The organism is Xanthobacter pseudotagetidis (assembly GCF_043194795.2).
In the GTDB taxonomy this organism is placed as follows: domain Bacteria; phylum Pseudomonadota; class Alphaproteobacteria; order Rhizobiales; family Xanthobacteraceae; genus Xanthobacter; species Xanthobacter tagetidis_A.
Genome location: NZ_CM195534.1, coordinates 3,026,178 through 3,052,289, shown reverse-complemented (window position 1 = coordinate 3,052,289; position 26,112 = coordinate 3,026,178). Strand labels below are relative to the sequence as shown.

Genomic DNA, 26,112 nt, shown 5'->3' with positions numbered 1-26,112 from the left:
ATGACGCTGGAGCAATTGCGGGTCTTCGCGACCGTCGCCGACCTGCTGCACATGACCCGTGCCGCCCAGCGCCTCCACATGACGCAGTCGGCGGTCTCCGCCTCGGTGGCGGCGCTGGAGGCGACGTGCGGCGTGCCGCTGTTCCACCGGGTCGGGCGCCGCATCGAGCTGACGGCGGCCGGCCGCGCCTTCCTGCCGGAGGCGCGCGCCATCCTCGACCGGGTGGCGGTGGCCGAGACCGTGCTCGCGGACGTCTCGGGCCTCCGGCGCGGGCGGCTGCGGCTCCACGCCAGCCAGACCATCGCCAATTACTGGCTCGGCCCCCTGCTCCACCGCTTCCACGCGCTCTACCCCGAGATCGCGCTCGAGGTGGCGATCGGCAACAGCACCCAGGTGACGCAGGCCGTCACCGAGGGCGAGGCCGACCTCGGATTCGTCGAGGGCGCGGTGGATGCGCTGCTGCTCGCCAAGATCGCCGTGCCCGGCGATCGGCTGGTGATGGTGGTGGCGCGCGACCATCCGTTCGGGCACGGCCCGGTGGGGCCGCAGGACATCCTCGACGTGCCGTTCGTGCTGCGCGAGGAGGGCTCGGGCACGCGCCAGGTGTTCGAGGAGGGCCTCGCGGCCCACGGCATCGATCCGGCGCGGCTGAAGGTGGCGCTGAAGCTGCCCTCGAACGAGGCGGTGATCAGCGCCGTGGCGGCCGGCGCGGGCGCGACCGTGATCTCGGAGCTGGCCGCGGCGGCCGGCCTCGCGGCGGGCGCGCTGCGCCTCATCCCCCTCACCTTCCCCCAGCGGCGCTTCTTTGTGCTGCGCCATGCCGACCGCTACCAGTCCAAGGCCGAGCAGGCGCTGCTCGCCTTGGTGCGGGGCGAGGCGAAGGGCGGCTGAGGCCGCCTCACCAGCGCAGCCAGCGCCCGCCGGCCAGCGCCCCGAGCGCGCCCATCATCGCCACCACCAGCGAATACCAGACGGCGACGAAGAGCGGGGAATCGTCCGGGCAGTGCGCGGCATAGAAGAAGGTGCCGATGCCGCCCGCGGCGAGGCCCGCCACCAGCCCGGCGCGCCAGGGCACGGCCGGCGCCCCGCGCCGCAAGGCGAGCAGCAGCAGCGCCAGCGGCGCGAGCGAGAGCAGCGGCCCGAAGGTGAGGCAGAGCAGCCAGTTGGTACCCACGAGCCGGCTGGCCCAGTCCCCCTCCGGCACCGCGAGCATTTCCAGCGCCACCGCCCCGGCCAGGAGCACGGCGGGAACCGCGAGCCATGCGGCGGCGCCGGCGAGCCGCGCGCCCGGCCGGCTCATGGCGAGCGCGAGATGCGCCGCCGCCACCACCAGCGCCGCCGTGACCGCGAACTTGAATGCGAAGCGGGCGGAGGACAGGAAGGCCGTCGCCGCATCGGCGCGCGCGCCCAGCATCGACTGCATGGCGAGCGCCGCCACCACCGCGCCGCACGCCAGCGCCAGCAGCAGGCCGGCGCGCAGCGACGGTCCGCGCGGGGCGGCGTCGGCGGCGAGCAGCGCGATGAGCGCGTCGGTGTCGGGACCTCCGGTGCCGGCTCTTTCCGTTCCCGTGGCCTTTCGTGTCATGGCGTCATCCTCCGTGGGCCGCGGCGAGGCGCTTCAGCGCCCGGTGCAGCGCCACACGCACCGCGCCCTCGCTCATGGCGAGCCGGGCGCCGGTCTCCTTCACGCTCGCCCCCGACAGGCACACCGCCTCCACCACGTCGCGCTCGCGGCCGCTGAGGGTGGCGACCATGCGGCCGGCGTCGCGGCCCGCCAGCGCTTCCGGCTCGGCCTCGGCCTCGGCGAGGATCTCCTCCAGCCCGTCGATCGGCACCTCGGCGCGGCGGCCCGAGCGGCGCAGCAGGTCCACCGCCTTGTGGCGGGCGATGGCCCACACCCAGGGCGCGAGCGGGGTCGCCGGGTCCCAGGTCTGGCGCTTGAGATGAAGCGCGAGCAGGGTTTCCTGCACCACATCCTCCGCATCGCCTGCGTCCCGCCCGGCCGCGACCAGCAGCCGGCGCGCGAACACCCTGAGCGCGGGGGCGAGCGCGCTCAGCAGTTCGCGATAGGCGGCGCCGTCCCCATCGAGGGCGGACCGCATGAGCATCGTCCAGGTCTCGGTCATGGAGCCTTGGGTCTTCGTCCCCCTCCTTCGCCCGGCGCCGCGCCTTCGTTACAGCCGGGCACGCTCTTTTTCGCTGCCATCACGGCCACGTGACCAGCGCCGGACACGAGGCCGTGAGCAGCGTAACGGACGGCGTCGGGCGGGCGAACTCCCGGTCATGGCCGCCACCTGAGGCGGCCGACCCGAACGGAGAACAGCCATGAAGACCGCTCTCGACCTCGCCATCCTCGGCGCCCTCGCCGCCGCGCTCGGCGCCGCCACCCCGGCCTTCGCGCAGGATGCGAACGCCGGCAAGGAGAAATGCTACGGCGTCGCCCTCAAGGGCCAGAACGACTGCGCCGCCGGTCCCGGCACCACCTGCGCCGGCACCTCCAAGGTGGACTATCAGGGCAACGCCTGGAAGCTCGTTCCCAAGGGCAGCTGCGTCACCATGAAGACGCCCTCCGGCATGGGCGCGCTGATGCCCATCAAGTCCTGACGCGCATGGCGGGGGCGCCCGGCGCTCCCGCCTCCTCTTCCTCACGGAGGGAACCATGGCCCGGACACCCTTGCCGGCCGGCACCGGCGTCGGCTTCAAGCCGCAGCACTTCGGCGCGATCGCTTCGGCGCGCCAGCCGCTCGCCTTCTTCGAGGTGCACGCAGAGAACTACATGGGGGCGGGCGGGGCGCCCCACGCCCAGCTTTCGGCGCTCAGGGCGGACTATGCGCTTTCGGTCCACGGCGTCGGGCTCGGCATCGGCGGCCTCGCGCCGCTCGACCGCGACCACCTCGCGCGGGTGAAGGCGGTGTGCGCGCGCTACCAGCCTCAAAGCTTCTCCGAGCACCTCGCCTGGGCCACCCACGACGGCGTCTTCCTCAACGACCTGCTGCCTCTTCCCTATACCGAGGCGCGGCTCGCGGTGGTGGCGCAGCACGTGGACGAGGTGCAGGCGGCGCTCGGCCGGACGCTGCTGCTGGAGAACCCCGCCACCTACGTCACCTTCGCCGAGAGCACCATCCCCGAGGCCCAGTTCCTGGCCGAGATCGCCCGCCGCACCGGCTGCGGCCTGCTGCTGGACGTGAACAACGTGTTTGTCTCGGCGGTAAATCACGGCACCGATCCCATCGCCTATCTCGATGCTTTCCCGCTGAACCTTGTGGGCGAGATCCATCTCGGCGGCCATGCCGAGGCGGCGGACGGCGAGGAGGCGCCGCTGCTCATCGACGACCATGGCGCGCCGGTGGCGGATCCGGTCTGGGCGCTGTTCGCCGAGGTCATCCGCCGCATCGGGCCGGTGCCGAGCCTCATAGAGTGGGACAATGACGTTCCGGACTGGCCGGTGCTGCGGGCCGAGGCCGAGCGCGCCGGGGCGGTGCTCGATGCCGCCCGCCGCGTGGCGGCCTGAGGCGCGCCATGGTGTCCCCCGCCCTCCCATCGCCGGCCGACGGGCGTTTCGCGGCTGCCTGCCTCGATGCCGGCCTGCCGGTGCCGGACGGCATCGCCTGCCCGCCCGGCGAGCGCCGGGAGCGGCGCTTCGCGGTCTACCGCAACAACGTGGTGGCCTCGCTCATCGGCGCGCTCGGGGCGAAATATCCCGCGGTCGCGGCCATCGTCGGCGACGATTTCTTCCGCGCCACGGCGCGGCTGTTCATCGCCGCCCACCCGCCGCGCGGGCCGGTCATGGCCTGGTTCGGAGCCGAGTTCGCGGACTTCCTCGCGGCCTTTCCGCCGGTCGCCGGCCTGCCCTATCTGCCGGACGTGGCGCGCCTGGAGGCGCTGGCGCTCGCATCCTTCCACGCCGCCGACGCGCGCCCCCTCGGCGCGTGCGACCTTGCCGGCCTGTCGCGCGGACAGGCGGCGCTGCGCCGGCACCCGGCGGCGTTCGCGCTGCGCTCCCCGTGGCCGGTGCTGACGCTCTGGCGCATGAACACCGGCCGCGCGCCGCTCGGCGAAGTGGACGATTGGCGCGGCGAGGACGTGCTCGTCGTCCGCCCCGGCCTCGATGTCGCGGCGGTGAACCTGCCGCCCGGCGCCGCCGTCTTCCTCGACGCGCTGGACCACGACCCAGCGGCCGCAGCCGCGGCGGCGCTGGCGGTTCCCGGCGCGGACCTTCCCCTCATCGTCGCGACGCTGGCGCAGGCCGGCGCCTTCGCGGCCCCGGAGACCACGCCATGACCGACCATACCCTGCCGTCCCGTCCGGCGCCGCACCTGCTCTGCCGGCTGCGCCGCATCGCCCTTCTGGGCGAGCACATCCCCTATGCCGTGCTCGGCCTTGCCGCGCGGGTGTTCCCGGCGGCCGTGTTCTGGCAGTCGGGGCAGACCAAGCTCGACGCCCATTGGCGGGTCTCGGAAAACGCCGTCTATTTGTTCCAGGAGGAATACCGCCTGCCGCTGGTGGACCCCGCTCTCGCGGCGCATCTCGCGGCGGCCGCCGAGCATCTGTTTCCGGTGCTTCTGGTGCTTGGCCTCGCCAGCCGGTTCGCCGCCCTCGCGCTGCTCGGCATGACGGCGGTGATCCAGCTGTTCGTCTATCCCGACGCCTGGCCCACGCACGGCACCTGGGCCGCCCTGTTCCTGCTGGTGGTGGCGCGCGGACCGGGGGCGATCTCGCTCGACCACCTCATCGGCCGGTGGGCCGGGCGCTGAGGCAGCGGCTCAGCGCGTCTTGCCGCCGGCTTTTTTCGGCGCCTGGTCGAGCACGCACTTGCTGGCGGCGGTGAGCCCGTTGGGCGCGCCCCAGTCGTTCTGCGGCAAGCCCGCGAACGCGCCGGTGAAGACCTGCTTGACCATGTGGAAGGAGGCCGGCGCCTTGGTCGCCGGGTCGAAGTCGATGATCCAGAAATAGTCATAGGTGGCGCTCGGCCAGTTGGCCGGAGCATCGGCGAGCTTGGAGAGGCCGAGCAGGTCGTAGAGCGTCACCGGCGCCGGACCGGGCTTCTCGCCGGCCTTGGCGGGCGGGATGACCTTGGCGATGTGGTCGTGCTCCCAGGCGACCACCACCGTCGCCCCCTCCCAGCGGGGATCGTTGAGAAGGTCGTGCGCCGCCTGCCGCGTCTGGGCGTTGAGCTGCTCCTGGAAACTGGCGGGCGTGCCCTCGGGCAGCACCGGATAGGTGATGACCGGCTGGCCCCAGGAGGTCGCCGCCGGCGTGATCAGCTCCAGCGCGTGGAGCGTGATGGCGAAGAAGCCCTTGGGCGCCTCTCCCGAGCGGAACAGGCTGTCGGCGGCACCCTTGCCCAGGTGCTGCGCCCTGAGCGCATGCGAGCGCTGGACACCGATCGGGCACAGCTGCCAGGCGTTCTGCTTCTCGCCGTGGCGCAGCAGGATGATGCGGGCCGGCGCGGCGTATGCCGCCCCGGCGGCGAGCGTCGCCAGCAGCGCCACAGCGCCCGCGGCAAGGAGCCTCAATGCCCTGCCGTGGCCGATGCGGCCCCTATTGTCCTGCCCCATTGCTCCCGCCCCTCACGGATTGATTCCTGGCCCCATGCGAGCTTAGCGGCTCCGACCCATGCGCCATAGGCCGCGCCGCGATCGCGGCGCGGGGCCTTCACACCTCGGCGCGAACGTGCTTCTAAGGCATCCGATGCCGTGGCGCGCGCCGCCGCGGCCTGCGCCGGGACACCGAAATGATCGACCTTCGCTTGCCCATGGGATTTGGACCCGGACAGAACCGGGCCTGGCCGTTGCTCGGCGCGGTGGCGGCCGCGCTCGCGACCCAGTTCGCGGTCGAGGCGCTGGCCCAGTCCTCGCGGCCGCAGGTCACCATCACCCCGCGCGTGATCCAGCTGCCGGTGATCCCGCAGGGCAACTATCTCGATCCCGGCCCCGGCCCGGCGATCCGTCCCGACGTGAGCATCGGCAAGGGCGAGAACAACGACTACGTGTTCCCGCCGGATCTTTCGGGCGGCTACGGCTCCGGACCGCCCGGCGATCCGACCAACAACGGCCAGTGGAGCCCGCTCGACGGCGACACGCCGAGCTTCTGATCGCCGTTCGGCGCGCTTCTGGCCCCTCCGGCCCGGTCGGCGGGCGCCATTTATGGGCGCCGTGGCCGCGTGGCCGCGCGTCCTGATCGCAAGGCGCCGAAGCGGCGGCCTCACATCTCCCGAACGCGCCGGGCGCCGAACTTGCGCGTCACCAGCCGCGCCCGCTCGGGGGCGATGCGCAGGCTGACATGCACCGCGCCGTCTTCGTCGGCGTTGCGCTCCAGCACCTCGCCGTGACGGTAGAGCCAGCCGAGCCCCTCCCCGTCCTCGGCGGCGAGCGTGACTGCGAGCGTCACCCGCCCGGCGGTGATGCGGCGCTCCATCAATGCGAGCAGGTGGTCGGTGCCCTCCCCGGTCAGCGCCGAGACCGCCACCGGCCCGTCGAGCCCGTCGGCGCGGCGGCACTGGTTCTCCACCGCCTCGCGCTCCTCGCCGGAGAGCCGGTCGATCTTGTTCCACACCTCCACCACCCGCCCGCCGGGCGCGGTCTCGACGCCGAGGTCGGCGAGCACGTCCTCCACGTCCTGGCCCTGGGCATCGGTGTCGGGATGGGAGATGTCGCGCACGTGCAGGATGAGGTCCGCCTCCAGCACCTCTTCCAGCGTGGCGCGGAAGGCGGCGACCAGCTGGGTCGGCAGCTCGGAGATGAAGCCGACCGTGTCGGAGAGGATGATGCGCGTGCCGTGCGGAAGGTCCACCGCGCGCAGCGTCGGGTCGAGGGTGGCGAAGAGCAGGTCCTGCGCCATCACCTCGGCCCGCGTCAGGCGGTTGAAGAGCGTGGATTTTCCGGCATTGGTGTAGCCCACCAGCGCCACCACCGGATAAGGCACCCGCTTGCGGCTCGCCCGGTGCAGGCCGCGCGTGCGCTTGACCTGCTCCAGCTCCTTCTCGATGCGGATGATGCGCTCGCCGATGAGCCGGCGGTCGGCCTCGATCTGGGTCTCGCCGGGACCGCCGAGGAAGCCGAAGCCGCCGCGCTGGCGCTCCAGGTGGGTCCACGACCGCACCAGGCGCGAGCGCTGGTAGTTGAGGTGGGCGAGCTCCACCTGCAGCGCGCCCTCCTTGGTGCGGGCGCGCTCGCCGAAGATTTCCAGAATCAGCGCCGTGCGGTCCACCACCTTGGCGGACCACGCCTTTTCCAGGTTGCGCTGCTGCACGGGCGAGAGCGCGGCGTCGAAGAAGACGAGGTCGATCGCCTCCGCCTTCACGATGCCGGCGATCTCCTCCACCTTGCCGGTGCCGAGATAGGTGGCGGGCCGGATCTCCGACAGCGGCACGAGGCCGGCATAGACCACGTCGAGGCTGATGGCGGCCGCGAGCCCCACCGCCTCGTCGAGGCGCGCCTGCGGGCTGCGCCGCTCGCTCGCCCCGCGGGTCGCGCGCTTGGACAGGACCGGGGAGATGACGGCGCAGCGGGTCGCCGGCTCAAGCCGGTCGACGCCGCCCCGCGCGGAGGCAGGGCCGCCCGCCTCCGATTTCTCGCGCAGATCGGGATGGCCTTCGAGATGCACGGGGCCGGCTTCGGCCGCGTCGCCGGAGCCTTTCGCCCCTCGCTTCGCGGTCCCGGTTCCCTCCCCCTGCTTCACACCCCCTCTGGCGCTGCGGCGCTCCACGGGATCAGGCCTTCTCCCCGGCTTCGTCGGTGGGATCGAACAGCTGCACCGGATGACCCGGCATGATGGTGGAGATGGCGTGCTTGTAGACCAGCTGGGAGTGGCCATCGCGCCGCAGCAGCACGCAGAAATTGTCGAACCAGGTGACGACCCCCTGCAGCTTCACGCCGTTGACGAGGAAGATCGTCAGGGGAGTCTTGTTCTTGCGGACGTGGTTCAGGAAGGTGTCTTGGAGGTTTTGTTGCCGTTCCGCCGCCATTTTGATATCCGTTTTTTTAGGGCGTTGAGCCCTCGCCGCAGGGCGTCCGTGCCCGAAGCGGCGAGAGAGTTGTGCGCCTAGAATGGCACAGTGCTGCGGCGGCGCAATATATTTTGCCGTGCAGCATCCCGATGCCGGCGCTCGTATATCACGATACCTCTGCAAACGTGTGGAAACGGTGCCGCAGGTCCCGCGCCACCGGGCCGGGGCGGCCATCGGCGATCGTGTGCCCGTCGATCTCCACCACCGGCATCACCAGGGTCGAGGCGGCGGTGATGAAGGCCTCGCGGGCGCCATAGGCCTCCTGCGGCGTGAAGGCGCGCTCGACGATCACGAGCCCGAGCGCCTTCGCCGCGTCCAATACCACCGCGCGGGTGATGCCCTTCAGGATGCCGTTCTCCGCCGGCCGGGTGACGATGCGCCCGTCGCCGGTGACGATCCAGGCGTTGGTGGACGAGCCCTCGGTGACATGGCCCGAGGCGTCCACGAACCATGCCTCGCGCGCGCCCGCCTCCTTCGCCTGCTGCTTGGCGAGCACGTTGGGCAGAAGGCCCACGGTCTTGATGTCCACCCGCGGCCAGCGGTTCTCCGGCACGCAGATCACGCGCACCCCCTGTTCCGCGAGCCGCTCCTGGGCCGCCATGTCGGCGCGCCGGGCGGTGACGACCAGGCTCGGCGCGGTGCCGGGCGCCGGGAAGGCGTGGTCGCGCCGGGCGACGCCGCGGGTGACCTGGAGATAGACGATGCCGTCCTTCACGCCGTTGCGCGCCACCACCTCGCGCAGCACGGCGGCAAGCGCCGCGCGGCCCATGGGCAGGGCGATGCGCAGCTCGGAGAGCGAGCGCTCCAGCCGGTCGAGATGCCGCCGCGCATCCACCAGATGGCCGCCGCGCACCTCGCACACCTCGTAGACGCCGTCGGAGAACTGGTAGCCGCGATCCTCCACATGGACGCTGGCGGTGCGATGCGGGACGTAGCGGCCGTTGACGTAGGCGATGCGGGACATGGTTCTGCTCAGGTGCGCCAGAAGAGGAGATGGACCACCACCGCGAGGCCGATGATCTCGAGCCGGCCGGCGATCATGGCGAAGCCGGCCGCGAGCACCGATCCGGTGGGCAGGCTGGCGATGGCGGGCCAGCCCTTGCCGGCGGCGTCATAGACCGGGCCGGTGTTGCTGACCAGGGCCGCGGCGGCGGTGAACGCGGCCTCGAAGCTCGGCAGGCCGGGGCTCACCGCGATCAGCACCGCCGCGAACAGCATGAAGAAGGCGGCCGCGCCCACCCACACCCCGCGCATGGCGGAACCCATGCCGCCCTCCCCCAGCGAGGCGGGCTGGACCAGGTTGGGATAGACGAGACGCATCAGGTCGCCGCGGGTGCGCAGCAGCATGGCGCGCAGCCGCAGCATCTTCAGCCCGCCCGCCACCGAGAACGCGCCGCCACCCAGCAGCGCCACGGCGATCACGAGGGCGAAGGGCAGGCTTTCGAAGGTGCCCTCGCGCGCGCCGATGCCGCTGGTCGAGATCAGCGAGGCGGCGGAGAACAGGCCGTCGCGCACCGCCTCCAGCGTGTCCGCGCCGGCGGCACGGAACAGGACGGCGCCGAACACCACGCCGAGCACCGCCCAATAGGCGAGGATGACGAGGCTCTCCGGCTGGTCCGGGGCGGCGTTGACGCGCCGGGTGACGAGGGCACGGTGCCAGCGCACGCTGGTGGCGCTCCACAACAGGAACGGCAGCAGCATCCACTTCACCTCGGGATCGAGCTCCAGGGCGAGCTGCGCCTCCGGCGGCAGGTGCGCGCCGGCCGAAGCGATGGCGGTGCCGAGGGTGAAGGCGACATAGAGCCCCTCCCCGTCCATCAGCATCAGCAGGATGACCGCGAGCGTCCCGCCGGCATAGAGCGGCAGGGTCTCGGAGGCGATGAGGCGCAGGTCCGCCGCATCCACCGCGCCGCCGCCTCGTACCGTGCGGTCGGGCAGTCCGCCGAGCCCGGCCGGGGCGAGAATGGCGAGCGCGGAAACGATGGTGAGGAAGCCGCCGGCCCATTGCAGCAGGCCGAGCCAAACATAGAGCGAGACCGGGCCGTGCTTGAGCGCCGTGACGCCGGTGGCGGTGAGGGCGGAGGTCGCCTCCAGCCAGGCGGCGAGCGGCGGCAGGCCGGAGGAGATGGCGATGGCCGGCGTCGCCGCGAGCGGCAGCACGATCCACAGCGCCACCAGTCCGCCGAGGCCCTGCGCGTGGCGCAGGCGGATGGCGACGCCCTGGGTGGAGAAGCGCAGCGCGCCGGCGATGAAGATGCAGAACACGCTGGTGGCGAGGAAGGCCGGCGCCTGTCCGGTCCCCATCCTTGCCGCAACGCCGGCGGGAAGAAGCGCCATCACGCCGATGGCGAACAGGGCTCCGGCGAGCGTGCGGGCGGCATCGAGCATGGCGCGCCCGGCTCAGAAGAATTCGAGCGCGACGCGGAACAGCTGTTCCACGCGCTTGATGCGCTCGGCGAGCGCGAACAGCACCACCCGGTCGTGGGCGCGCACCACGAAGTCGCCGGTGGGCAGCATCACGTGGCCGTTGCGCACGATGGCGCCGATCCGCAAGCCATCGAGAAGCCCGAGGTCGCGCAGCGGCTTGCCCACCAGCGGCGAGGTCTCCAGCGCCTCCGCCTCGATCATCTCGCCGGCCCCGTCGAGCAGCGCGTGCACGCCGCGGATGCGCCCGCGCCGCACGTGCTGGAGCACCTTCGAGACGGTGATCTGGCGCGGGTTCACGTGGGCGTCGATGCCGAGCCCGCGGGCGAACGAGGCGTAGCCCTGCTCGTTCAGCAGCGCCAGGATGCGGCGCGCGCCGATCTGCTTGGAGAGCTGGCAGGAGAGGATGTTGATGCGGTCGTCGTTGGTGAGGGCGATCATGGTGTCGGCCTCGCCCACCCCGGCCTCGTCGAGGATCGCCCGGTCGAGCGCGTCGCCGCTCAGAACCACCGAGCGCGACAGCGCCTCGGCGATGGTCTGGGCCCGCTCGCGCGAGGCCTCGATCACCTTCACGCGCGCCGCCTGGTTGCGCTTCTCCAGCTCGCTGGCGACGTAGAGGCCGATATTGCCGCCGCCGGCGATGACGATACGCTGGCCGGGGATCTCGTCATGGCCGAAGATGGACAGGGTGCGCTGCACCTGGTCGGCCTGGGCGACGAAATAGGCGATGTCGCCGATGGCCAGCTGGTCGGTGGAGCGCGGCACGAGGATGCGCCCGCCCCGGTTCACCGCCACCACGGTGGCCTGGAGGTCCGGAAAGGTCTGGGTGAGGTCCTTCAGCGGCGTGTCCACCACCGGGCATTCCTCGCCGCAATGGACGCCCGCCACCACCACCGCGCCGTCGGCGAAGGTCACCGTGTCGATGGCGCCCGGGAGCGAGAGGCGGCGCAGCACCATCTCGCCCACCTCGATCTCAGGCGAGATCACCACGTCGATGGGCAGGTGGTCGCGCGAGAGCAGATCGCGCCATTCCGGGGCGAGGTAGGACTGGGCGCGGATCCGCGCCACCTTGGTCGGCACGTTGAACAGCGCGTGGGCCACCTGGCAGGCGATCATGTTGACCTCGTCGTGAAGCGTCACGGCGATGATCATGTCGGCATGGTCGATGCCGGCCTTGGCGAGCACGTCGGGGTGCGATCCCATGCCCACCACGCCGCGCACGTCCAGCTGGTCGGCCACCATCTGGATGCGGCGCGGGTTCGTGTCGACGATGGACACGTCGTTCTGCTCGCCGGCGAGCTGCTCGGCGATGCCGAACCCCACCTGGCCTGCCCCGCAGATCACGACCTTCATCGCCCCACCCTTCCCCGCCGCTTCGCCCGTCGGCGTCTTCATCGCATGGCGCGCGGCCCGCTGGCCGGGCTGCGACGCCGACACCCTGGGGCAGAACGGACCTGCCGTTCCCCGCGCGGCCAGGGTGCAGGTTAAGCGCCCGCTCGGCTGAAAACGAGCCCCCGCGGCCCCCCTTTTCGGCGGAGGGATCAGCCGACGCCGAGGGCCTTCAGCTTGCGGTGCAGCGCCGAGCGCTCCATGCCGACGAACTCGGCGGTGCGCGAGATGTTGCCGCCGAAGCGGTTGATCTGCGCCGCGAGGTATTCGCGCTCGAACACCTCGCGCGCCTCCCTGAGCGGCAGGCCCATGAGATGCTCGCCGCCATTGCCGTTCGGCAGGCTCGGCACCAGCGCGCCCACGTCCGGCGGCAGCATGGAGGCGGTGATGGTGGCATCTGGGTCGCCGCCGGCGAGAATCAGCAGCCGCTCCACATTGTTGCGCAGCTGGCGCACGTTGCCGGGCCAGTCGTGGGACTGGAGCACCGCCATGGCATCGTCACCGATGGGCCGTCGCGGCAGGCCGGTGGTCTGGGAGATGGAATCGACGAAGAAGTCCACCAGGTCCGGGATGTCCTCGCGCCGCTCGGCCAGTGGCGCCACGCGGATCGGCACCACCGAAAGCCGGTGGTAGAGGTCCTCGCGGAAGCGGCCCTTGGCGATCTCCTCCTCGAGGTTGCGGGCGGTGGAGGAGACGATGCGCACGTCGACGCTGACCTTCTCGGCCGAGCCGACGCGGGAGAAGGTCTGCTCCACCAGCACCCGCAGCACCCGGTTCTGGGTCTCGCGCGGCATGTCGGCGATCTCGTCCAGGAACAGCGTGCCGCCGTGGGCTTCCTCCAGCGCGCCGCGGGAGCGCTCGCGCCCTTCTCCCTCCTCGGTGCCGAACAGCTCGAACTCCAGGCGGTCCGGCGTGATGGCGGCGGAGTTGAGCACCACGAACGGCCCGTTGGCGCGCGAGGACGCGGCGTGGATCATGCGCGCGGTCAGCTCCTTGCCGGAGCCGGACGGCCCGACGATGAGGATGCGCGAGTTGGTGGGCCCCACCCGCTCGATGGTGGCCTTCAGCTGCTGCACCGAGGAGGAGCGGCCGACCATGACCCGCCCGTGGGGGGCGAGCTGCTTCAATTCCTTCAGCTCGCGCTTGAGGCGCAGGGTCTCCAGCGCCCGCTCCGCCACCATGACGAGACGATCGGCGTTGAACGGCTTCTCGATGAAGTCGTAGGCGCCGCGCTTGATGGCGGCGACCGCGGTCTCGATGTTGCCGTGGCCCGAGATCATCACCACCGGCACGTCGGGGTGCTGGGCCTTGATCTCGTTGAGCAGCTCCAGCCCGTCGAGGCGCGAGCCCTGGAGCCAGATGTCGAGGAAGATCAGGTTGGGCCGGCGGAGCGCGACGGCGGCGAGCGCCGAATCCGCGTCCCGGGCGGTGCGGGCGCCATAGCCCTCGTCCTCCAGGATGCCGCACACCAATTCGCCGATATCGGCTTCGTCGTCGACGACGAGAATGTCCATCGCCATGGCTCAGGCCCTCCCCGCCGCGTCTGCCGCTGGCGCCGCGGCGGGCGCGCCCTCCGGCCGGCCATCCTGGCGGATGCGCAGGCGAATCCAGGCGCCGCGCCCGTCGGGGGCGTCGTTCAGCTCTATGCCGCCGCCGTGCTCCTCCATGATCTTGCCGACGATGGCGAGGCCGAGGCCCGTGCCCTTATCGCGGGTGGTCACATAGGGCTCCAGCAGGCGGTTGCGCTTGTCCTGGGGCAGGCCGGTTCCGTTGTCGATCACGTCCATGATGAGGTCGTCGCCCACCTGTTGCGCCTTGATGCGGATAAGGCCCGGTCCCCGCGCCTCGCTCGGCACCGCCTCGATAGCCTCGGCGGCGTTCTTGAGGATGTTGGTGAGGGCCTGGGAAATCAGCCTGCGGTCGTACCGCGCCGGAAGGCTTGCCGGCAGGTCGGTCTCGAACGTCAAGTCGGAGTGGCCCACGCGGGCCAGGAACACCGACTGGCGGATGGTCTCGGTGAGGTCCTGCGCGTCCACCACCGGTTTCGGCATGCGCGCGAAGGAGGAGAACTCGTCCACCATGCGGCCGATGTCGCCCACCTGGCGGATGATGGTGTCGGTGCACTGGTCGAACACGTCGCGATCCTGGGTGATGTGGCGCCCGTACTTGCGCTTGAGGCGCTCGGCGGAGAGCTGGATCGGGGTCAGCGGGTTCTTGATCTCATGGGCGATGCGGCGCGCGACGTCGGCCCAGGCCGAGGTGCGCTGGGCGGCGATGAGCGCGGTGATGTCGTCGAGCGTCACCACCCAGCCATGGTCGTCCTCGGCCGACTGCTCGGTGGTGACGCGCATGGCGAACACGCGCTCGCGGCCCTCGCGCTGCACGGTGATGTTGCCCTGGACGATGCGCTGGCTCGCGCTCTCGGCCTCGGCGAGCAGCGCCGCGGTCTCCGGCACCACCTCGGCGAGCTTGCGCCCCAGCGCCTCCGCCTCGGTGAGGCCGAGCAGCCGCTCGGCGGAGCGGTTGACGATGGTGACGCGCTCGTCGGCATCGAGGCCGATCACGCCGGCGCCGACACCGGCCAGCACCGCCTCGGTGAAGCGGCGGCGGCTGTCGATCTGATCGCGCGCGGTCATGAGGGCGTTGCGCTGGGTGCGCAGCTCGCCGGTCATCTTGTTGAAGGTCTCGCCGAGCGAGGCGAGATCGCCCTCGGCCCGGTTCACGGGCACCTGGACATCGAGGTTGCCGCCTGCGACGCGCCCGGCCGCCCACATCAGGCGCCGGATCGGCGCCACCAGCCATTTCGAGAAGTTGATGCCGAGCCACACCGCCGACAGCAGCACGATCAGCGTGATGACCGCGTACATCGCGGCGAAGGCGAGCTGCACGTTGGTGCGCCGCTCCTCCAGGGAGCGGTAGTCCGCCAGCGTCTCGCGCGTCACCTTCAGGTAGCCGATGACGCGCGGGTCGATGGGCCGCGCCACGTAGAGGAACAGGTCCTCGAAATTCTGCAGCGGGATCACCGCGCCGACGAAGTCCGCGTCCGACGGCAGGTAGATGATGGGCTGGTCCACCGAGGCATCGCCGACGGCGATGTTGACCGGCACCAGGTACTCTTTCTCGGTGCGCAGGTTCGCCCGCTCCACCACCGACAGGTCGCGCCTGATGATCTGCGCCCCCGGAACGTTGCGCAGCGCCGCCTGCGCCGTGAGGATCTGGCGGAACTTCTCCGGGTCGGTGTCGTACAGCTCCTTGAGCCGCGAGATGTCGTTGGCCATGGCCATCACGTCGCCGCGGATCGAGAGCGCGTGCTCGCGGATATAGGTCTGCGCCACCGAGCCGGCGGTGGCGACGATCTCCTGGGTGCGGGAGGAGAAGAAGCGGTCGAGGCTGCGGTCGAGCGTCAGGCTCGCCACCACGGCGACGACGATGGTCGGCACCACCGCGATCACCGCGAACAGGGAGACGATGCGCACATGGAGCCGGGATGCGGCGCGTCCGCGGGCACGCGCCCGCAGGATGCCCCACACTTCGAGGCCGATCACCGCCATCAGCGCCAGCACGGCGACGCCGCTCGCCGCCAGCATGCCCACCACCACCGCCGGCGAGGGAACGACCGACGTGAGCCCCATCAGGACCAGGAAGGTGGCCACCGCCGAGGCCAAAGCGAGGCCGACGATCAGCGGCGCGATGAAACGTCCGAGGCCGCGCCGCTTCGGCAGCATGGGCTCGGCCACGTGGTCCTCGACAGGAAGGTCAGACATCAGGATGGACCACCCCCCAAGGCGGCGCCGCGACCGGGATGAGTCGCGGGCCGGGGTGATGCTGTGGAACGACACCTGGTGCAAAAATGTGACAGAAATCGCCGGCGCGACGTCTTTCCGCAGGCTGCCCACAGAACCGCCGCCATGATTGGTTGGCGCCTACCTTCAACGGCTTGCGGCCGCGGCCCCGGCGAGCCGAGCCGCCGCCGACGGGGTCAGCGGCTGGTGCGGATCACCTGGATGTCGAGGTCCCGGATCTTCTTGCGCAGGGTGTTGCGGTTGAGGCCGAGGAGCTCCGCGGCCTTGATCTGGTTGCCGCGCGTCGCCGCCAAGGCGGCCGACAGGAGCGGATACTCCACGTCCTTCAAGATGCGGTGATAGAGGCCGGGCGGCGGCAGGTCCTCGCCGAAGCCGCCGAAATAGGCATTGAGGTGGCGCTCCACGGAGGCGGCCAGGGTCGCATCGGCGGGGGCGTCCTCGGAGAGCGCGTTCGGCAGCGGCTCGGACAGCTCGGCGTCGATGATCGCCGGGGTGATGATCTCCTGCGGGTAGAGCGCGGCGAGGCGGCGCACCAGGTTCTCCAGCTCGCGCACGTTGCCGGGCCAGCGGTAGCGCTTCAGCCGGTCGAGCGCGGCGGCGTCGATCTGCTTCGCCGGCAGGCCCTCGCGCTCGGCCTGGAGGAAGAAGTGGCGCACCAGGTCCGGCACGTCCTCGGAGCGCTCGCGCAAGGGCGGCAGGCGCAGCGGCACCACGTTCAGGCGGAAGAACAGGTCCTCGCGGAACAGCCCCTGCTGGATCAGGGTCCGCAGGTCCTTGTTGGTGGCGGCGATGATGCGCACGTCGGTCTTGATGGGGGTGCGCCCCCCGACCGTCGTGTACTCGCCCTGCTGGAGCACGCGCAGCAGGCGGGTCTGCGCCTCCATGGGCATGTCGCCGATCTCGTCCAGGAACAGCGTGCCGCCCTCGGCCTGCTCGAAGCGGCCGGCATTGCGGGTGGTGGCGCCGGTGAAGGAGCCCTTCTCGTGGCCGAACAGCTCGCTCTCGATCAGGTCGCGCGGGATCGCCGCCATGTTGATGGCGACGAAGGGCCCGGTGCGGCGCTTGCCGTAATCGTGCAGCGCGCGGGCCACCAGCTCCTTTCCGGTGCCGCTCTCGCCGGCGATCATCACCGTCAGGTCGGTCTGCATCAGCCGCGCCAGCAGCCGGTAGATCTCCTGCATGGCGGGCGAGCGGCCCACCAGCGGGATGTTGTCCTGCTCCTCTGACCTGAGCCCGTTGAGGTCGCCCTTCTTCGGCTCGGCGAGCGCGCGGCCGACGATGGAGATCAGCTCCTTCAGGTCGAAGGGCTTGGGAAGATACTCATAGGCGCCGCGCTCGGAGGCGCGGATCGCGGTCATGAACGTGTTCTGCGCGCTCATGACGATGACCGGCAGCTCGGGCCGCGCCTTCTTGATGCGCGGCAGCAGATCGAAGGCGTTCTCGTCGGGCATCACCACGTCGGTGATGACGAGGTCGCCGTCGCCCTGGCTCACCCAGCGCCAGAGGGTGGCGGCATTGCCGCATGAGCGAACTTCGTAGCCGGCCCGCGACAGGGCCTGATTGAGCACCGTACGGATCGCGGCGTCGTCGTCGGCGACCAGGATGCTTCCGGAGGGCATGGACACCTCAGTTGTCCTCGTTTGCAGGGCTCTTGCCGCGATACATGGGCAGGAGCACGCGGAAGGTTGTGCGGCGCGGCTGGCTGTCGCATTCGATGATGCCGCCGTGGTCGCCGATGATCTTCGCCACCAAAGCAAGACCGAGGCCACTTCCGGTGGGCTTGGTGGTCACGAACGGGTCGAACAGGTGGGGCATGAGGTCTTCCGGCACGCCCTTGCCGTTGTCCCGCACGCAGAATTCCAGCGGCAGGCTGACCCGCGAATTGGACCCCGGCACGGTGAGGCGGACGCCGGGCCGGAAGGCAGTGGTGAGATGAATCTCGCCGTCCTGGTCGGGATCGATCGCTTCCGCCGCATTCTTCACCAGATTGAGGAACACCTGGATCAGCTGGTCGCGGTTGGCGAGCACCGGCGGCAGCGAGGGATCGTACTCCTCGTGGAAGCGGATGTGGCGCGCGAAGCCCGACGAGGCCAGGGTCCGCACGTGCTCCAGCACGGCATGGATGTTGACCGGCTCGCGCTCCACCGGGCGCTCGTCGGAGAACACCTCCATGCGGTCCACGAGCTTCACGATCCGGTCCGCCTCGTCGCAGATGAGGCGCGTGAGCGCGCGGTCCTCGTCGCCGGCCGACTGCTCCAGGAGCTGGGCCGCGCCGCGGATGCCGGACAGCGGGTTCTTGATCTCGTGCGCCAGCATGGAGGCGAGCGCGCTCACCGAGCGGGCGGCGCCGCGATGGGTGAGCTGGCGGTCCATCTTGTCGGCGATGGTGCGCTCCTGGAGCATCACCACCACATGGTCTGGCCGCTCGGTGACCGGGGCGACGTGGATGTCCACCACCCGCTCGCCGCCGTTGCGCGGCGTGCCGAGGTCGACGCGATATTCGTTCACCGGCGCGCCCCGGACGCGCACCTGATCGATCAGGCCGAGCAGCGGCGTGCCGAACGGCACGAACTCCGCGAACGGCCGGCGCCGCAGCAATGGCGCGCTGACCTCGAAGAAGGCTTCCGCCGCCACGTTCGCGTCCACCACGTGGCCGGTGTCCGAGACGGTGAGGACGGGATGGGGAACGGCGTCGAGGATGGCCCGGGTCAGCCCCAGGTCGGCCTCGTGCCGGCGCTTGGCCTCGGCCTTCATGCCGCAGCCCTCCGATCGAGTTCGTCATAGGCCGCGCGGATCCCCGCCGCGACCTTCGCGGGATCATCTTGGATCAGGAGCGGCTTGCGCCAGCGGGCGACAAAGTCCGCCCCGCCGTCCGTCCCCTGCCCCGCGGCCTCAAGCGCCCAGCCGATATGCTTGCGCGCCTGGCGCACGCCGAGCGCGGTGCCGTAATGGCCGAGCCAGCCGTCATAGAGCTCCAGCAGCACGTCGCGCTGCTCGGCGGCGGACGGGTCCGGCGGCACCGCGCGGCCCGCGAGCGCGCGCGCCGCCTGGCCCGGAAACCAGGGCCGCCCCTGCGCGCCACGCCCGATCATCACCCCGTCGGCGCCGGAGGCGGCGCGGATGGCGGGGGCGTGCTCGGGCCGCGTCACGTCGCCATTGGCGATCACGGGAATGGCGAGCGCCTCCTTCACGGCGCGGATGGCGCTCCAGTCGGCGCGGCCGTCGTAGAACTGGCAGCGGGTGCGGCCGTGGATGGTCAACATGGCGACGCCCTCGCCTTCCGCCATGCGCCCCAGGGTGACGGCGGTGGGCGCGCCGTCGTCCCAGCCGAGGCGGGTCTTGAGCGTGACCGGGATGGCGACCGCCTTGCGCACCGCCGCGATGATGCGGCGCGCGAGCGGCAGGTCGCGCAGCAGCGCCGCCCCGGCGGCGCCGGTGATGACGCGCTTGGAGGGGCAGCCCATGTTGATGTCGACGATGGCCGCGCCGGCGCTCTCGGCGAGGCGCGCCGCCTCGCCCATCCAGTAAGGATCGTTGCCGGCCAGCTGCACCGCGTGCAGGCCCATGCCACGTCCCTCCGCCTTGAGCACCATCTCGGGCCTGCCTTCCATCAAAGCGGCGCTCGCCACCATCTCGGACACGGCGAGCCCCGCGCCATAGCGCACCGCCATGCGGCGGAAGGGAGCGTCCGTGATGCCGGCCATGGGGGCGAGGATCACGCTGCTGGGCAGCTCGTGAGAGCCGATCCGCAGCGCGGGGATTGAGTAATCACAACTCTTTTGCACAGAAATTAGGCCACCATGTTTCTGCCTACACATTAGCCAAATGCCGCGCGCGTGCAAGGGGCGTCTGCGAATATGCTGCGCAGTGCCTCCAGACCGCCCGCCGGACCGGCCGCCGTGCCCCCACCCTCCGCGTCCCTCTTGCGCATGCGGCGCCGGCGCGCTTGAAGGTGAGGCTCAACAGGAAGAGGCCTCATGCATTGCGTCGCACTCGTGGTCGCCGCCGGTCGGGGCACCCGGGCCGGTGGGACGTTGCCCAAGCAGTATCAACGCATCGGCGGCGAAAGTGTGCTGCGGCGCACACTGCGTCTCCTTGCGTCGCACCCGGATGTCTCGGCCGTGCTCGCGGTTATCCATAGCGACGATTCGGACCTCTTTAGGGAGGCCGCCGCAGGCTTGCCCAAAATTCTTGCACCGGTGCCGGGCGGCGCCACGCGGCAGGCGTCCGTCCGGGCAGGATTGGCCGCGCTTGACGGTACGGCACACGAAATCGTGCTCGTCCATGACGCAGCCCGTCCCTTCGCCAGCGACGCCCTGATCGCCCGCGCGGTGGCGGCGGCGCGGGCCTGCGGCGCCGCCGTCCCGGTCATGCCGGTGACCGACACCATTAAGCAGGTGGATGCGGGAGGGCGGGTCGAGGCCACCCTGTCCCGCCCGGCGCTGCGCGCGGTCCAGACGCCCCAGGCGTTCCGCCGCGCCGATCTCGCCGCCGCCCACCGGGCCGCCGCCGCGGCCGGCGTCGACGACCTCACCGACGACGCCGCCGTCATGGAATGGGCCGGCCGGCCCGTCTTCACCTTCCAAGGGGAGGCCACCAACGTGAAGCTCACCTCCGCCGCCGACATCGCAGAGGCGGATGCCGCCCTCGCCCGCGCCGAAGGCGGCCTCGCGGTGCTCGCCGACGTGCGCACCGGCACTGGCTTCGACGTGCACGCCTTCGGGCCGGGCGATCATGTGATGCTGGGCGGCGTGGCCATCCCCTACCCGTTCGGCCTCGCCGGCCATTCGGATGCGGACGTGGGGCTGCACGCGCTCACCGACGCTGTGCTCGGCGCCATCTGCGACGGCGACATCGGCACCCACTTTCCGCCTTCCGATCCCAAGTGGAGGGGCGCCGCCTCGGACCAGTTCCTGGCCCACGCGGTGGAGAAGGTGGCGGCGCTGGGCGGGCGCATCGCCCATCTCGACCTCACATTGATCTGCGAGGCGCCGAAGGTCGGGCCGCACCGGCCCGCCATCCGCGCCGCCATCGCCCGCATCACCGGCGTGCCGGAAAGCCGCATCAGCGTGAAGGCCACCACCACCGAGCAGCTCGGCTTCACCGGCCGCCGCGAGGGCATCGCCGCCATGGCAAGCGCCACCGTGCGCCTGCCGCTTTCGGAGTAGCGCCATGCTCGACGCCGAGACCGCCGTCCGCGCCGAGGCCGTGCTCGCCGCCTTCCGGGCGAAGGGGCTGATGCTCGCCACGGTCGAATCCTGCACCGGCGGGCTGGTGGCGGGCGCGCTCACCGCCATCGCCGGCTCGTCGGATGTGGTCGAGCGCGGCTTCGTCACCTACTCCAACCGGGCGAAAAGCGAGCTGGTGGGCGTTCCGGAGGCTCTGCTCGCCGCCCATGGCGCGGTGAGCGAGGAGACCGCGCGCGCCATGGCCGAGGGGGCGCTCGCCCGCGCGCCGGTCGCCGCCGCCGTCTCGATTACCGGCGTCGCCGGTCCGGGGGGCGGATCGGCCGAGAAGCCGGTGGGGCTGGTGCATTTCGGCTGCGCGGTGACGGGGGGCGAAACCGCCCATCGCCGCATGCTGTTCGGCGACCTCGGGCGCGACGAAATCCGCCGCCGCTCGGTGCTGGTGGCGCTCGATCTGCTGCGGGAGGCGGCGGCGCGCGCCTGACCGGCCTCAGGCCTTGGCGCCGTAGACCTCGTTCGCCCGCGCCTCGAACGCGTCGGCGAAGCGGCGGAAGGCGGCGTCGAACATGGCGCCCATGACGAGGCCGAGCGCGCGGGAGCGGAACTCGTAGGAGATGTGGAACTTCACCTCGGACCTGCGCTCGCCGAGGGTGAGGAATTCCCAGCGGTTGTCCAGGCGGCTGAAGGGGCCGTCGAGATACTCCACGTGGATCACGAGCCGCGGCCGGTCGAGCGTGACGCGGGAGGTGAAGGTCTCGCGGATCAGCTTGTAGGCCACCGTCATGTCGGCGACCAGCACCTCGACGCCCTCGTCCGACTTGGTGCGGCGCTTGATGCGCAGCGACTGGCAGAGCGGCACGAACTCGGGATAGCGCTCCACGTCAGCCACCAGGTCGAACATGTCGGCGGCGGAGTGGGCGACCGTGCGGCTGGACGAGAAGGAGGGCATCAGCCCCGCCCGAGCTTCGCCGCGCGCGCCTTGCGCAGCTTTTCGAAATCCTCGCCCGCATGGTGCGAGGAGCGCGTCAGCGGGCTGGAGGAGACCATCGCGAAGCCCTTGGCGTAGGCCACCGTCTCGAACGCCTTGAACTCGTCCGGCGTGACGAAGCGCTCCACCTTGTGGTGGCGCCGGGTCGGCTGGAGGTACTGGCCGATGGTGATGAAGTCCACGTCCGCCGACCTCAGGTCGTCCATGAGCTGGAGCACCTCGGGGCGCTCCTCGCCGAGACCGACCATGATGCCGGACTTGGTGAAGATGGTCCCGTCCAGCTCCTTCACCTTCTGCAGCAGGCGCAGCGAGTGGAAGTAGCGCGCGCCCGGCCGCACCGCGAGATACTTGGAGGGAACGGTCTCCAGATTGTGGTTGAACACGTCCGGCCGCGCCGCGACCACCACCTCCAGCGCACCATCCTTGCGCAGGAAGTCCGGGGTGAGGATCTCGATGGTCGTCCCGGGGCTCGCCGCGCGGATGGCGCGGATGGTGCGCGCGAAGTGCTCGGCGCCGCCGTCGGAGAGGTCGTCCCGGTCCACCGAGGTGATGACCACGTGGGACAGGCCAAGGCTCGCCACCGCGTCCGCCACCTTCTGCGGCTCGCCCTGGTCGAGCGCGTCCGGCATGCCGGTGCGCACGTTGCAGAAGGCGCAGGCCCGCGTGCAGGTGTCGCCCATGATCATGAAGGTGGCGTGCTTCTTCTCCCAGCACTCGCCGATATTGGGGCAGCTCGCCTCCTCGCACACCGTGTGCAGGCCGCCCGCGCGCACGATGCCGGCCGTCTTCGACCACGCCGCCGAGCCCGGCGCCTTGACCCGGATCCAGTCGGGCTTGCGCAGCACCTCGGTGAGCGGGCGGTTCGCCTTCTCGGGATGGCGGGGACGGTTCAGGTTGTCGATGACGGTGACCATGCAACGCTTTCCGGATGCGCGGCCCTGCCGGTGCAAGGACGCGGCGCGCCTCGGGACGAAGGCGGGAGCATAGAATATTCCGGCGCACGCCGGAACCGCCCGCGCGCCGCCCTGCCCTGCGGGAAACGCGGCGCGGGGGCCTGTCCGGTCAGCCTCAGGCCGGCTTCTTGCCGCGTATGGCGCGCCAGATGGCGAGCAGCAGCACCGCGCCGCAGGCGGAGACCACCACGCTGTCCACGAACGCGTCCTTCTGGATGTAGGAGAGGCCGAGCAGCCCCACCACCCACCAGCCGAGCATGCCGCCGACGACGCCCACGAACAGGTTGGTCCACAGCCCGCCGGTGGACTTCATCACCTTCTCGGCGATGTAGCCGGCGAGGATGCCGACGATGATCGAGACGAAGAATCCCATTGGTGCCTCCCTCAGCGACCGCGCAGCGCGCGCCAGGCCCACAGCAGGATGATGGCGCCGACGATGGCGGCCACCAGGGTGCGGAAGAAGCCGAACACCTGGATGTTCAGCAGCGAGCCGAGCTCGCCGCCGACGAACGCCCCCGCCACGCCGACGATGAGGTTGGTGAGCAGGCCGTGATTGCTGTCGGTGATCCGCTCGGCCACCCAGCCGGCGACGATGCCGATGATGATCATGGAGAAGAAGCCGACGCCCGGCTGGCTGAGGAACGCATAGGCCTGGTCGTTCATCTGCGAACTCCTGTCCGCGCCGCCTTCGGTCGGCGCCCCCGCATCCGGCCGGCGCGACTCGGATCGCTCCCCGCCCCGGCGGCGCCACCATCGCACACCCTCAGGTCGCGTGCGAGACACGGCGTCCGGGTCCGGGCCGAAGTTGCGCCGGGCGCGCGCCTATGCTGCATTGCACATCAAGGCCCGCCGCGCGCGAGGGAATTGGTTCCCCTCGCCGCGAAGTCGGGCGGGCCGTCCGGGGGGAAGTTCATGAAGCTGCCGCGCAATTTCTTCAAGCCGCTCGCCATCGGCGCGCCCGCGCCCTATCGCGAGCTTCCGGTGCGGCTGGAGCGCATGATCCATTTCGTGCCGCCGCACCTGGAGAAGATGCGCGCCAAGGTGCCGGACATCGCCGCCCAGGTGGATGTCGTGCTCGGCAACCTGGAAGACGCCATCCCCATGGACGCCAAGGAGGCCGCCCGCGCCGGCTTCATCGAGATGGCGAAGGCGGTGGACTTCGGCGCGACCGGCCTGTGGACCCGCATCAACTGCCTCAACAGCCCCTGGGTGCTGGACGACATCGTCCAGATCGTCGGCAATGTGGGCGCCAAGCTCGATGTCATCATGCTGCCCAAGGTCGACGGCCCCTGGGACATCCACTATCTCGACCAGTTGCTGGCGCAGCTGGAGGCCAAGCACGCCATCGGCAAGCCGATCCTGATCCACGCCATCCTGGAGACCGCCGAGGGCGTCAAGAACGTGGAGGCCATCGCCGCCGCCTCCCCGCGCATGCACGGCATGAGCCTCGGCCCGGCGGACCTTGCCGCCTCGCGCGCCATGAAGACCACCCGTGTTGGCGGCGGCCATCCCGACTACCAGGTGCTGGCGGACCCCGACGGCGACAAGCCCCGGACCGGCTACCAGCAGGATCTGTGGCACTACACGGTCGGCAAGATGGTGGACGCCTGCACCGCCAACGGCATCAAGCCGTTCTACGGCCCGTTCGGCGACTTCGCCGACCTCGCCGCCTGCGAGAGCCAGTTCCGCAACGCCTTCCTCCAGGGCTGCGTCGGCGCCTGGACCCTGCACCCGACCCAGATCGATATCGCCAAGCGCGTGTTCTCTCCCGACCCCGGCGAGGTGGCGTTCGCGCTCAGGATTCTGGAAGCCATGCCAGACGGCGCCGGCGCGGTGATGATCGACGGCAAGATGCAGGACGACGCCACCTGGAAGCAGGCCAAGGTGATCGTCGATCTGGCGCGCATTGTCGCGGCGAAGGATCCGCAAATGGGCAAGGCCTACGGATTGTGACACAATCGCGGCGAACGACGAGGAGTTGTGGGCCATGGGCGCTTCTGTGAAGTCCGGCATGCGGGAGACGGCGGGCGGCGCCGATCAGGCCGCCGCGCTCTCCGCCGCCGCGGCCGCACAGCCGGCGGAGAAGCTCCGGGCCGAGGCCGCGGGGGAGTTCCGCACCGCCAAGTTCCGCATCGGCGAGGTGGTGCGCCACAAGCACTTCCCCTTCCGGGGCGTGGTGTTCGATGTGGACCCGATCTTCGACAACACCGAGGAGTGGTGGCTCGCCATCCCCGAGGAGATCCGCCCCGACAAGGACCAGCCCTTCTACCACCTGTTCGCGGAGAATGCGGACAGCGAGTACGTGGCCTACGTGTCGGAGCAGAACCTGGAACGCGACACCTCGGACGAGCCGGTGCGCCATCCCAAGGTCACCGAGGCGCTGTCGGAGGATGGCGAAGGTGGCTGGCGGGTGCGCTCCGACCTGCTGAACTGAGGTGTCGCCACCCGTCTCGGCGGCGTGACGGGACGACGTCGAACCTCTCAAAAAAACGCCGGGCACGCATCGCGGCCCGGCGTTTTTCGTTTCCAGCCTCTTGGTCACGGCTCCGGCCGAGCCTTCAGGCCCGTCAGGAGAAGGCCGGCCGGCTCAAGCGGTCACTTCGGCGCGGCGCCCTGCGCCTTGGCGCGCTCCAGCTCCTGGCCCTTCTTCAGCAGCGCAGCCTTGCCCTGCTCGTCCTGGGCCTTCTTGGCGGCTTCCGCCTCTTCCATGCGCTTGCGCTCCTGCTCCATCGCCACCTTGGCGTCGACGCCCGGGCCGTCATAGGCCTTGGTGAAGTCGGCGTTGGAGATCGGCAGGCTGAGGGTGCGGCCCTGGCCGTTCATCATCTGCAGATAGATGGCGTTGGCCTTCTTCATCTTGCCGATGAAGTCCGCGTTGATCTCCGCCTCGCCGATGCAGGTGGCGCCGCCGCCCGGCATGGGCTGGCAGATCACGAACGGCACCGCGACCGGGTCCTTGTCGAGGGTGATGCGCATGCCGGGCTGGAGCCGCATGCCGAGCGGCACGGCGATGGTCAGGCGCCGGCGGGCCTCGTCCTTCACCTCGATCAGGTCGACCTTGGCGATGGCCTGGTTCTCGACGCCGAGCACCTGGCTCAGCACGCAGACCTGCTTCTTGGTCTCGGGAATCTCCTGGCAGATCTTCTGCCAGGGCGAGGCCGAGAACTTCGGCTCCTCGGCCGGCGCGCCCTGAGCGGGGGCGGCAGCGGGCGCCTGCGCGGCGGGCTTGGCCGGTGCGGGCTTGGTGGCGGGCGTCTGGGCGAAAGCCGATCCCGCAAGCGCCACAGCGACCAGCGTGGCGGCGCCCCCAGCCGTGAGCCGTCCGATGAATGGGATGTTAATCATTGTGGCCTTTCCTGTG

General features: G+C 70.9%; 28 protein-coding genes. 10 read left to right on the top strand and 18 right to left on the bottom strand.

Annotated features, from left to right (window positions below; all coding sequences use genetic code 11):
• Positions 1-891: a LysR substrate-binding domain-containing protein gene (locus V5F67_RS13965; RefSeq protein WP_394017187.1), complete on the top strand. Its 891-nt coding sequence runs from the start codon at positions 1-3 to the stop codon at positions 889-891.
• Positions 892-898: 7 nt separating this feature from the next.
• On the opposite strand, the gene V5F67_RS13960 is transcribed toward V5F67_RS13965, so the two are convergent.
• Together V5F67_RS13960 and V5F67_RS13955 are read right to left on the bottom strand one after the other, a co-directional pair.
• Complete coding sequence (locus V5F67_RS13960) at positions 899-1,585, bottom strand: NrsF family protein (protein ID WP_394017188.1); 687 nt, start codon at positions 1,583-1,585, stop codon at positions 899-901.
• A gap of 4 nt (positions 1,586-1,589) precedes the next feature.
• The gene (locus V5F67_RS13955; RefSeq protein ID WP_394017189.1) at positions 1,590-2,126 is read right to left on the bottom strand and encodes a sigma-70 family RNA polymerase sigma factor; all 537 of its coding nucleotides are present in this window, start codon (positions 2,124-2,126) and stop codon (positions 1,590-1,592) included.
• A gap of 199 nt (positions 2,127-2,325) precedes the next feature.
• On the opposite strand from V5F67_RS13955, the gene V5F67_RS13950 reads away from it, so the two are divergent.
• The 4 genes from V5F67_RS13950 to V5F67_RS13935 are packed head-to-tail and all read left to right on the top strand — an operon-like array spanning position 2,326 to position 4,754.
• Entirely contained in the window at positions 2,326-2,604 is a 279-nt protein-coding gene (locus tag V5F67_RS13950) for a BufA1 family periplasmic bufferin-type metallophore (protein WP_394017190.1), read from the top strand.
• A gap of 55 nt (positions 2,605-2,659) precedes the next feature.
• Complete coding sequence (bufB, locus tag V5F67_RS13945) at positions 2,660-3,511, top strand: MNIO family bufferin maturase (RefSeq protein ID WP_394017191.1); 852 nt, start codon at positions 2,660-2,662, stop codon at positions 3,509-3,511.
• A gap of 8 nt (positions 3,512-3,519) precedes the next feature.
• Complete coding sequence (locus V5F67_RS13940; RefSeq protein ID WP_394017192.1) at positions 3,520-4,281, top strand: HvfC/BufC family peptide modification chaperone; 762 nt, start codon at positions 3,520-3,522, stop codon at positions 4,279-4,281.
• Positions 4,278-4,754: a DoxX family protein gene (locus V5F67_RS13935; RefSeq protein WP_394017193.1), complete on the top strand. Its 477-nt coding sequence runs from the start codon at positions 4,278-4,280 to the stop codon at positions 4,752-4,754. The genes V5F67_RS13940 and V5F67_RS13935 overlap by 4 nt, the downstream gene beginning before the upstream one ends.
• Positions 4,755-4,763: 9 nt before the next feature.
• Here the strand turns inward: V5F67_RS13935 and V5F67_RS13930 are convergent, their stop codons facing one another.
• A complete protein-coding gene (locus V5F67_RS13930) occupies positions 4,764-5,558 on the bottom strand; it encodes a histidine phosphatase family protein (RefSeq protein WP_394017195.1) in 795 nt (264 codons plus the stop codon).
• Positions 5,559-5,734: 176 nt separating this feature from the next.
• On the opposite strand from V5F67_RS13930, the gene V5F67_RS13925 reads away from it, so the two are divergent.
• Positions 5,735-6,094: a hypothetical protein gene (locus tag V5F67_RS13925; protein ID WP_394017197.1), complete on the top strand. Its 360-nt coding sequence runs from the start codon at positions 5,735-5,737 to the stop codon at positions 6,092-6,094.
• 110 nt (positions 6,095-6,204) lie between these two features.
• Here V5F67_RS13925 and hflX read toward each other — a convergent pair whose 3' ends face one another.
• The 10 genes from hflX to dusB form a co-directional block, all read right to left on the bottom strand.
• On the bottom strand, positions 6,205-7,605 hold the full coding sequence (hflX, locus tag V5F67_RS13920; RefSeq protein ID WP_394017198.1) for a GTPase HflX: 1,401 nt from the start codon (positions 7,603-7,605) through the stop codon (positions 6,205-6,207).
• A 106-nt stretch (positions 7,606-7,711) separates the two neighbouring features.
• The gene (hfq, locus tag V5F67_RS13915) at positions 7,712-7,966 is read right to left on the bottom strand and encodes an RNA chaperone Hfq (RefSeq protein WP_121623711.1); all 255 of its coding nucleotides are present in this window, start codon (positions 7,964-7,966) and stop codon (positions 7,712-7,714) included.
• 148 nt (positions 7,967-8,114) lie between these two features.
• Positions 8,115-8,972 (bottom strand): D-amino-acid transaminase, encoded by an 858-nt coding sequence (locus V5F67_RS13910; protein WP_394017200.1) that lies wholly within the window; start codon positions 8,970-8,972, stop codon positions 8,115-8,117.
• Between the two features lie 8 nt (positions 8,973-8,980).
• Positions 8,981-10,396 carry a hypothetical protein gene (locus V5F67_RS13905; protein WP_394017202.1) on the bottom strand — a complete coding sequence of 472 codons (1,416 nt, stop codon included), beginning with the start codon at positions 10,394-10,396 and terminating at the stop codon, positions 8,981-8,983.
• A 12-nt stretch (positions 10,397-10,408) separates the two neighbouring features.
• On the bottom strand, positions 10,409-11,785 hold the full coding sequence (gene trkA, locus V5F67_RS13900) for a Trk system potassium transporter TrkA (protein ID WP_394017204.1): 1,377 nt from the start codon (positions 11,783-11,785) through the stop codon (positions 10,409-10,411).
• Between the two features lie 188 nt (positions 11,786-11,973).
• A complete protein-coding gene (gene ntrX / locus V5F67_RS13895; RefSeq protein ID WP_394017206.1) occupies positions 11,974-13,341 on the bottom strand; it encodes a nitrogen assimilation response regulator NtrX in 1,368 nt (455 codons plus the stop codon).
• 3 nt (positions 13,342-13,344) lie between these two features.
• Entirely contained in the window at positions 13,345-15,585 is a 2,241-nt protein-coding gene (locus V5F67_RS13890) for a sensor histidine kinase NtrY-like (protein WP_394017207.1), read from the bottom strand.
• A 215-nt stretch (positions 15,586-15,800) separates the two neighbouring features.
• Positions 15,801-17,243, bottom strand: a complete 1,443-nt coding sequence (gene ntrC, locus V5F67_RS13885) for a nitrogen regulation protein NR(I) (protein ID WP_394017806.1) — start codon at positions 17,241-17,243, stop codon at positions 15,801-15,803.
• Between the two features lie 7 nt (positions 17,244-17,250).
• Positions 17,251-18,378, bottom strand: a complete 1,128-nt coding sequence (locus V5F67_RS13880) for a two-component system sensor histidine kinase NtrB (protein WP_394017208.1) — start codon at positions 18,376-18,378, stop codon at positions 17,251-17,253.
• On the bottom strand, positions 18,375-19,442 hold the full coding sequence (gene dusB, locus V5F67_RS13875) for a tRNA dihydrouridine synthase DusB (protein ID WP_394017209.1): 1,068 nt from the start codon (positions 19,440-19,442) through the stop codon (positions 18,375-18,377). Before dusB ends, V5F67_RS13880 begins: the two co-directional genes overlap by 4 nt.
• A gap of 159 nt (positions 19,443-19,601) precedes the next feature.
• Here dusB and V5F67_RS13870 point away from each other — a divergent pair, with 159 nt between their 5' ends.
• A complete protein-coding gene (locus V5F67_RS13870; RefSeq protein WP_394017211.1) occupies positions 19,602-20,792 on the top strand; it encodes a bifunctional 2-C-methyl-D-erythritol 4-phosphate cytidylyltransferase/2-C-methyl-D-erythritol 2,4-cyclodiphosphate synthase in 1,191 nt (396 codons plus the stop codon).
• Positions 20,793-20,796: 4 nt separating this feature from the next.
• A complete protein-coding gene (locus tag V5F67_RS13865; RefSeq protein ID WP_394017212.1) occupies positions 20,797-21,294 on the top strand; it encodes a CinA family protein in 498 nt (165 codons plus the stop codon).
• Positions 21,295-21,300: 6 nt separating this feature from the next.
• On the opposite strand, the gene V5F67_RS13860 is transcribed toward V5F67_RS13865, so the two are convergent.
• The 4 genes from V5F67_RS13860 to V5F67_RS13845 form a co-directional block, all read right to left on the bottom strand.
• Positions 21,301-21,759, bottom strand: a complete 459-nt coding sequence (locus V5F67_RS13860) for a type II toxin-antitoxin system RatA family toxin (protein WP_394017214.1) — start codon at positions 21,757-21,759, stop codon at positions 21,301-21,303.
• Positions 21,759-22,712, bottom strand: a complete 954-nt coding sequence (gene lipA, locus V5F67_RS13855; RefSeq protein ID WP_394017216.1) for a lipoyl synthase — start codon at positions 22,710-22,712, stop codon at positions 21,759-21,761. The genes V5F67_RS13860 and lipA overlap by 1 nt, the downstream gene beginning before the upstream one ends.
• Positions 22,713-22,866: 154 nt before the next feature.
• Positions 22,867-23,124 carry a GlsB/YeaQ/YmgE family stress response membrane protein gene (locus V5F67_RS13850; RefSeq protein ID WP_394017218.1) on the bottom strand — a complete coding sequence of 86 codons (258 nt, stop codon included), beginning with the start codon at positions 23,122-23,124 and terminating at the stop codon, positions 22,867-22,869.
• An 11-nt stretch (positions 23,125-23,135) separates the two neighbouring features.
• Positions 23,136-23,414 carry a GlsB/YeaQ/YmgE family stress response membrane protein gene (locus V5F67_RS13845; RefSeq protein WP_394017219.1) on the bottom strand — a complete coding sequence of 93 codons (279 nt, stop codon included), beginning with the start codon at positions 23,412-23,414 and terminating at the stop codon, positions 23,136-23,138.
• Between the two features lie 249 nt (positions 23,415-23,663).
• On the opposite strand from V5F67_RS13845, the gene V5F67_RS13840 reads away from it, so the two are divergent.
• Together V5F67_RS13840 and hspQ are read left to right on the top strand one after the other, a co-directional pair.
• The gene (locus V5F67_RS13840) at positions 23,664-24,704 is read left to right on the top strand and encodes an HpcH/HpaI aldolase/citrate lyase family protein (RefSeq protein WP_394017221.1); all 1,041 of its coding nucleotides are present in this window, start codon (positions 23,664-23,666) and stop codon (positions 24,702-24,704) included.
• Positions 24,705-24,882: 178 nt separating this feature from the next.
• On the top strand, positions 24,883-25,185 hold the full coding sequence (gene hspQ / locus V5F67_RS13835) for a heat shock protein HspQ (protein WP_394017807.1): 303 nt from the start codon (positions 24,883-24,885) through the stop codon (positions 25,183-25,185).
• A gap of 161 nt (positions 25,186-25,346) precedes the next feature.
• Here hspQ and V5F67_RS13830 read toward each other — a convergent pair whose 3' ends face one another.
• A complete protein-coding gene (locus tag V5F67_RS13830; protein ID WP_394017222.1) occupies positions 25,347-26,096 on the bottom strand; it encodes an invasion associated locus B family protein in 750 nt (249 codons plus the stop codon).
• Positions 26,097-26,112: the final 16 nt, after the last annotated feature.